At 66.5% G+C, this 8319-nt stretch carries 3 protein-coding genes; all 3 read left to right on the top strand.

Annotated features, from left to right (window positions below):
- The first annotated feature begins 296 nt into the window (after nt 1-296).
- From MT490_RS11300 to narH, 3 genes are read left to right on the top strand one after another with little or no spacing between them, the layout of a single operon-like run.
- Nucleotides 297-3032 carry an MFS transporter gene (locus MT490_RS11300; RefSeq protein WP_297387385.1) on the top strand — a complete coding sequence of 912 codons (2736 nt, stop codon included), beginning with the start codon at nt 297-299 and terminating at the stop codon, nt 3030-3032.
- A 15-nt stretch (nt 3033-3047) separates the two neighbouring features.
- On the top strand, nt 3048-6791 hold the full coding sequence (locus MT490_RS11295) for a nitrate reductase subunit alpha (RefSeq protein WP_297387382.1): 3744 nt from the start codon (nt 3048-3050) through the stop codon (nt 6789-6791).
- Nucleotides 6788-8314, top strand: a complete 1527-nt coding sequence (narH, locus tag MT490_RS11290; protein WP_297387380.1) for a nitrate reductase subunit beta — start codon at nt 6788-6790, stop codon at nt 8312-8314. Before MT490_RS11295 ends, narH begins: the two co-directional genes overlap by 4 nt.
- The last annotated feature ends 5 nt before the right edge of the window (nt 8315-8319 follow it).

Raw genomic sequence — 8319 nt, 5'->3', positions numbered from 1 at the left:
GCTTACCTCCCCCTCCGACGCCTTCGGCGCCACAGTGTTGGGTCGCCCGTGCCCCCGGCACGGGCTTGGATTGCCGGGGGCAATCCAACCCAACACTCCCTGGCGGGGGAGGATTGAGAAGGCTGAATGTCGCTACGTCCCCGCACCGCGCCCAGCCCATCGCGACTTTATCTTTCTTCATTCTGGGCCCTGGCAATCAGGGGAACCCCCGATTGCGTTCAAGATGATTGATTGCTGGAATCGAACGGCTGGAGGCGCTGCGGATTTTCGTGCGCGAGTAGGCAGGGAGAGGGGGAATGTCAGTCCCGGCCACCGACCACGCCGCTCCTGGGGCCAATCGGGTCCTCTGGACGAGCACCGTCGCCTTCACCGCATGCTTCGCCGTCTGGACGATCTTCTCGATCATCGGACTCGGCGTGAAGGACGAACTGGGGCTTTCCGAGACCGAATTCGGGCTGCTCGTCGGCACCCCGATCCTCACGGGATCGCTGGTCCGCGTCGTCCTCGGGATCTGGGCGGACCAGTTGGGCGGCCGCCGCGTCTTTGCAGGCGTGATGGTGCTCGCCGCGATCGCCACCTTCCTCACGTCGTTCGCCCACACCTATGTCGAGCTGCTGATCGCCGCGCTCGGCGTGGGCCTGGCCGGCGGCGCCTTCTCGGTCGGCGTGACCTATGTCTCCAAATTCTATCCCGCCGGGCGGCAGGGCACCGCGCTCGGCATCTTCGGCGCGGGCAATGTCGGCTCGTCGGTCACCAAGCTGCTCGCGCCGTTCGTGATGGTGGCGATGGGCTGGCAGGCGGTGGCGCAGATCTGGGCCGCCGCCCTGATCGTGACGGCAATCCTCTTCCTCCTCCTCACCCGCGAGGATCCGGAGACCGTCGCCCGCCGCAGCGAGGGGCGCAAGGCGGCGGCGATGGGCAGCCAGCTCGCGGTACTGAGGAACGTCCAGGTCTGGCGTTTCGCGCTCTATTATTTCTTCGTCTTCGGGGCCTTCGTCGCGCTGGCGCTCTGGCTGCCGCGCTATCTGATCGGGGTCTACGGCCTCGACGTGAAGACCGCCGGCATGCTCGCCGCCTTCTATTCGGTGCCGGCGAGCCTGTTCCGCATCTATGGCGGCACGCTCTCCGATCGCTACGGCGCCCGCTCGGTCATGTACGTGACCTTCGGCATCTCGGCGCTCTGCACCTTCATGCTGTCCTACCCGCCGACCACCTACATCGTCGACGGCGTCCATGGACCGATCAGCTTCCGCACCTCGATGGGGCTGGTTCCCTTCCTGGTGACGATCTTCGTGCTCGGCTTCTTCATGAGCCTGGGCAAGGCGGCGGTGTTCAAGCACATCCCGGTCTATTATCCGAACCATGTCGGCGCGGTCGGCGGGCTGGTCGGCATGGTGGGCGGGCTGGGAGGTTTCGTCCTGCCGCTCGCCTTCGGCGCGCTGAACGACCTCACCGGCATCTGGACGAGCTGCTTCGCGCTGCTCTTCCTGCTCGTCGCGGTGGCGCTCGCCTGGATGCACTTCGCCATCCGCCGGATGGAGCAAGGCGCGGCGCGCGAGGGAATATCGGAGCAGGTGCCGGAGCTCCCCGAGATGCAGGGCCTGGGCGAGCCCGGCGTCGCCGCGCCGCCGCGCCGCGCCGGCCCGATCGCCGACTGGCGGCCCGAGGATCCGGATTTCTGGCAGGGCGGCGGCCGCGCCGTCGCAAGGCGGAACCTCTGGATCTCCACCTATTGCCTGCTCCTCTCCTTCGCGGTGTGGATGGTGTGGAGCGTCGTCGTCGCGCGCCTGCCCGGCATCGGCTTCGCCTTCACCACCGACCAGCTCTTCTGGCTCGCGGCGGTGCCCGGGCTGTCGGGGGCCACGCTCAGGATCTTCTACGCCTTCCTGGTCCCGATCTTCGGCGGGCGGCTATGGACGACCCTCTCGACCGCCTCTTTGCTCATCCCGGCCTTCGGCATCGGCTATGCGGTGCAGAATCCTGACACACCCTTCCTGATCTTCCTCGTCCTCGCGCTGCTGTGCGGTTTCGGCGGCGGCAATTTCGCGTCCTCGGTCGCCAATATCAGCTTCTTCTTCCCCAGAGCGGAGAAGGGCAACGCGCTCGCGATCAATTCCGGGCTCGGCAATCTCGGCGTGAGCGTCATGCAGTTCCTCGTGCCCGTCGCGGTGACGATGAGCCTGTTCGGCGCATTGGGCGGTCAGGCGCAGACGACCGCAGACGGCGCGCAGGTCTGGATGCAGAATGCCGGCTTCGTCTGGGTGCCGCTGATCGTCATCGGCACGCTCGCCGCCTGGTTCGGCATGAACGACATCCTCAGCGCCAGATCCTCGTTCGCGGACCAGGCGACGATCTTCGGGCGGCGGCACACCTGGGTCATGTGCTGGCTCTATACCGGCACGTTCGGCACCTTCATCGGCATGTCGGCGGGCTTCCCCTTGCTCGCCAACCTCGTCTTCCCCGAGGTGGATGCGATCCGCTACGCCTTTCTCGGCCCGCTGATCGGCGCCCTCTCCCGCGCGGGGAGCGGCAAGCTGGCCGACCGGGTCGGCGGCGCGCGCGTGACCTTCTGGGTCTTCGTGGTCCAGGTTGCGGCGATCGCGGGCATGCTCTGGTTCCTCGAGGCGCGCAGCTTCGGCGGCTTCTTCGCGATGGTGCTGCTGCTCTTCTTCGTGAGCGGCATCGGCAATGCCTCCACCTTCCAGATGGTGCCCGCGATCATGCGCTCCGAAGTCGATCGCGCTTCGGCGAGCAGGGGCGTGGAGGAGCGCCGCGTCCAGGCCGAACGGGAATCGGCGGCGGTGACCGGCTTCATCTCCGCGATCGCGGCGTTCGGCGCCTTCTACATTCCCAAGGCCTATGGCTCGTCGATCGACGCCAGCGGCAGCGCGAACGCGGCGCTCTGGGCCTTCCTCCTCTTCTACGTGAGCTGCGCGGCGCTCACCTGGTTCGCCTATAGCGGTCCGCGCGGGCTGCTCCGTGCGCTGGAACGCGCGACGCCTTCCCCCTCGCCGGCCGCGGTGCCGGCATGACCCAAGGAGGAAAGGATGAGCCACTTCCTTGACCGCCTCACCTATTTCCGGCGGCAGCGCGACCCCTTCTCCGACGGGCACGGCATCACCACCGACGAGAGCCGCGAGTGGGAAGACGCCTATCGCAAGCGCTGGGCGGCGGACAAGATCGTGCGCTCCACGCACGGGGTGAACTGCACCGGCTCCTGCTCGTGGAAGATCTACGTCAAGGGCGGCATCGTCACCTGGGAGACGCAGCAGACCGATTATCCGCGCACCCGGCCCGACCTTCCCAACCACGAGCCGCGGGGCTGCCCGCGCGGGGCGAGCTACAGCTGGTATCTCTATTCGGGCACGCGCATCAAATATCCGCTCGTCCGCGCGCGGCTGATCCGCCACTGGCGCAAGGCACGCGAGACCATGGCCCCGGTCGCGGCCTGGAAGGCGATCGTCCAGGATCCGGACAAGCGCCGCGACTGGGTCTCGAAGCGCGGGCGGGGCGGCTTCGTCCGCGTCGGTTGGGACGAGGTGACCGAGCTGATCGCTGCCGCCAATGCCTATACGATCAAGGAATATGGCCCGGATCGGGTGACCGGCTTCTCGCCGATCCCGGCCATGTCGATGATCTCCTATGCCGCGGGCAGCCGCTATCTCTCGCTGATCGGCGGCAACCTCCTCTCCTTCTACGACTGGTATTGCGACCTGCCGCCGTCCTCGCCCCAGACCTGGGGCGAGCAGACCGACGTTCCCGAGAGCGCCGACTGGTACAATGCCGGCTTCCTGCTGGTCTGGGGCTCGAACATCCCGATGACGCGCGCGCCCGACGCGCATTTCTATTCGGAGGTCCGCTATCGCGGCGCCAAGAGCGTGGTGATCGCCCCCGACTTCAACGAGGCGGCCAAATTCTCCGACATGTGGCTCCACCCCAAGCAGGGGACCGACGCCGCGCTCGCGCTCGCGCTCGGCCATGTCGTGCTGCGCGAATTCCATGTCGACCGGCAGGCGGAATATTTCGCCGACTATACCCGCAGATATTCGGATTTCCCGCTGCTGGTGAAGCTGGTCGAGCGGGATGGGCGGCTGGTGCCCGACCGGCTGCTCCGCGCCGCCGACCTGCCCAGCGGGCTGGGCGAGGCCAACAATCCCGACTGGAAGGCCGTGGCCTTCGACGAACGTTCCGGCGAGCTCGTCGCGCCGCTCGGCTCGGCGGGGTTCCGCTGGGGCGAGCAGGGCAAGTGGAACCTCGAGGAGAAGGACGGCGCGGGCCGCGACGTCAGGCTGCGCACCACGCTTGCCGGCGCGGAGGATGCGATCCGCCCGGTCGCCTTCCCCTATTTCGGAGCGACCGCGCCGCACGATTTCGTCGCCACCGGCCATGACGACGTGCTGCTGCGCAACGTGCCGGTGAAGTCGCTGGCGCTCGCCGAGGGCGGTACCGCGCAGGTCGCGACGGTCTTCGACCTGTTCTGCGCCAATTACGGCGTCGACCGCGGCTTCGGCGGCGCGAACGTCGCCAGCAGCTATGACGAGGATGTGCCCTTCACGCCTGCCTGGGCGGAGAAGGTGACCGGCGTCCCCCGCCAGGCGATCATCCAGGTGGCACGCGAGTTCGCCGACACGGCCGAGAAGACCAAAGGCCGCTCGATGGTGATCCTCGGGGCCGGCCTCAACCACTGGTATCACATGGACATGAGCTATCGCGGGATCATCGCGTTGCTCGTCATGTGCGGGTGCATCGGCCAGTCGGGCGGCGGCTGGTCGCATTATGTGGGCCAGGAGAAACTGCGCCCGCAGACCGGCTGGCTCCCGCTCGCCTTCGCGCTCGACTGGACCCGCCCGCCGCGCCAGATGAACGGCACCAGCTTCTTCTACGCGCATACCGACCAGTGGCGCTACGAGACGCTGAAGGTCTCCGAGATCCTCTCGCCGCTGGCGCCCGAGGGCGACTGGTCGGGGACGATGATCGACTTCAACGCCAAGGCCGAGCGGATGGGCTGGCTCCCCTCGGCGCCGCAGCTCGAGGCCAATCCGATCGAACTCGGGCGGCACATCAAGGAGACCGGGGCCGATCCGGCGAGCGTGGTCGCGGACGGGATGCGCTCGGGTGCGCTCAAGCCCTCGTGCCTGGATCCGGACAATCCGGTCAACTGGCCGCGCAACATGTTCTTCTGGCGCTCGAACGTGCTCGGCGCGAGCGGCAAGGGGCACGAATATTTCCTGAAGCACCTCGTCGGCTCGATGCACGGCGTCGTCGGCACCGACGAGGACCGCGCGCGGATCGACAAGCCCAGGGACGTGGTCTGGCGCGACGAGGCGCCGGTCGGCAAGCTCGACCTCATGGTCAACATCGACTTCCGCATGTCGACCACCAGCATCTATTCGGACGTCGTGCTGCCCACCGCGACCTGGTACGAGAAGCACGATCTCAACACGTCGGACATGCACCCGTTCATCCATCCGCTGTCGGCGGCAGTGGATCCGGCATGGGAGACGAAGAGCGACTGGAACATCTTCCGCGCGATCGCGAAGAAATTCTCCGATGTCGCGCCCGAAGTGCTCGGGGTCGAGCACGATCTGGTGCTGACGCCGATCCAGCACGACACCCCCGGCGAGCTCGCCCAGCCCTACGAGCCCAAGGACTGGCTCAAGGGGGAGTGCGAGCCGATCCCCGGCAAGACCATGCCGTCGGTAGCGATCGTCGAGCGCAACTATCCCGATACCTATGCCCGGTTCACCGCGATGGGCCCGCTGCTCGAGAAGCTCGGCAACGGGGGCAAGGGGATCGGCTGGGACGCCAGCCGCGAGGTCGAGCTGCTCGGCGATCTCAACGGCCGGGTGCCCGAAGGCCCGGCGGCGGGCCGGCCCAGGATCGACACCGATATCGACGCCTGCGAGACGATCCTGATGCTCGCGCCGGAGACCAACGGCGAAGTCGCGGTCAAGGCCTGGGCGGCGATCGGCAAGGTGACCGGCCGCGATCACGGCCATCTCGCAGAGGGCAAGGAAGAGGAGAAGATCCGCTTCCGCGACGTCGCCGCGCAGCCGCGGAAGATCATCTCCTCGCCCACCTGGTCGGGGCTGGAGAGCGAGCATGTCTGCTACAATGCCGGCTACACCAACGTGCACGAGCTGATCCCCTGGCGCACGCTCACCGGTCGCCAGTCGCTCTACCAGGATCATCACTGGATGCGCGCGTTCGGCGAGGGCTTCGTCACCTGGCGCCCGCCGATCGACACCAGGACGGTACGCCAGGTGCTCGGCAAGCTGCCCAACGGCAACCAGGAGATACTGCTCAACATCCTGACGCCCCACCAGAAATGGGGCATCCATTCGACCTATACCGAAAACCTGATCATGCTGAGCCTCAGTCGCGGCGGGCCCACGGTGTGGATCAGCGAGGACGATGCGCGCGCCGCGGGGATCGCGGACAATGACTGGATCGAAGTGTTCAACGTCAACGGCGCGCTGACCGCCCGCGCGATCGTCTCGCAGCGCATCATGCCCGGCTCGGCGATCATGTACCATGCGCAGGAGAAACTGGTGAACACGGTCGGGTCCGAGATCACCGGCCAGCGCGGCGGCGTCCACAATTCGGTGACGCGGATCAACATGAAGCCGACGCACATGATCGGCGGCTACGCCCAGCTCGCCTATGGCTTCAACTATTACGGAACGGTCGGCGCCAATCGCGACGAGTTCGTGATCGTGCGCAAGATGAGTCAGGTGAACTGGTTCGACAAGCGCGCCGACGACGGCGCCAGGGTGGAGGCGGCGGAATGAAGATACGCGCGCAGATCGCCATGGTGCTCAACCTCGACAAGTGCATCGGCTGTCACACCTGCTCGATCACCTGCAAGAACGTTTGGACCAACCGCGAGGGCATGGAATATGTCTGGTTCAACAATGTCGAGACCAAGCCCGGCATAGGCTATCCCAAGGACTGGGAGAATCAGGAGCGCTGGAAGGGCGGCTGGGTCCGCCGCAAGAACGGCAGGATCGTGCCGAAGCAGGGCGCGAAATGGCGCATCCTCTCGAAGATCTTCGCCAATCCGCACCTCCCCGAGATCGACGATTTCTACGAGCCCTACACGTTCGAATATGAATGGCTCCAGGCGGCTCCCGAGCTCCAGGCGCAGCCCACCGCGCGGCCGCGATCGCTCGTCACCGGCGAACTGCTCAACAAGATCGAATGGAGCGGCAATTGGGAGGACATGCTGGGCGGCGAGTTCGAGAAGCGCAGCCACGACTATAATTTCGAAGGGGTCGAGAAGGAGATTTACGGGCAGTTCGAAAAGACGTTCATGATGTACCTGCCGAGGCTGTGCGAGCACTGCCTCAACCCCTCCTGCCTCGCCTCCTGCCCCAGCGGGGCGATCTACAAGCGCGCCGAGGACGGCATCGTCCTGATCGACCAGGAGAAGTGCCGCGGCTGGCGGATGTGCGTCTCGGGCTGCCCCTACAAGAAGATCTACTACAACTGGTCCACGGGTAAGTCCGAGAAGTGCATCTTCTGCTATCCGCGCATCGAGACCGGCCAGCCGACCGTCTGTTCGGAGACCTGTGTCGGGCGCATCCGCTATCTCGGCGTCGTCCTCTACGACGCCGACCGGATCGAGGAAGCCGCGTCGGTCCAGGATCCGAAGGACCTCTATCCCGCCCAGCTCGGCGTGTTCCTCGACCCCAATGACGTGGCGGTCCAGGAGGCGGCGCGGCGCGACGGTGTGCCCGAGCAATGGCTCGAGGCTGCAACACGTTCGCCCGTCTACAAGATGGCGATGGAGTGGAAGGTGGCCTTCCCGCTCCACCCCGAATACCGGACCCTGCCGATGGTCTGGTACGTGCCGCCCTTGTCGCCGATCCAGTCGGCGGCGGAGGCGGGCAAGATCTCGGCCAAGGACGGGATGCCGGACGTGCGTTCGCTGCGCATTCCGCTGCGCTATCTCGCCAATTTGCTTACCGCCGGCGACGAGGCGCCGATCGCCGTCGCGCTCGAGCGGATGCTGGCGATGCGATCCTATATGCGCGCGAAGAGCATCGAGGGGCGGATCGACGAATCCATCCCCGAGCGCGTCGGCCTCACGCGCGCCAGGATCGAGGAGATGTACCGGATCATGGCGCTCGCCGCCTATGAGGACCGCTACGTCATCCCGACGACGCACCGCGAGTTCGAGGAGGATGCCTATGTCCTGCGCGGCTCGACCGGCTTCGGCTTCCGCGAGGGGACGACCGGCTCGACCAAGGTAAACCTGTTCGGCGGCTCCAAGCGAACGCCGCGCAAGCCGATGATGGACGTGCCGACATGAGGCGC

Source organism: Sphingomonas sp., assembly GCF_026460985.1.
Classification (GTDB): Bacteria; Pseudomonadota; Alphaproteobacteria; order Sphingomonadales; family Sphingomonadaceae; genus Sphingomonas.
This window is presented reverse-complemented; position numbering and strand designations above follow the sequence as displayed.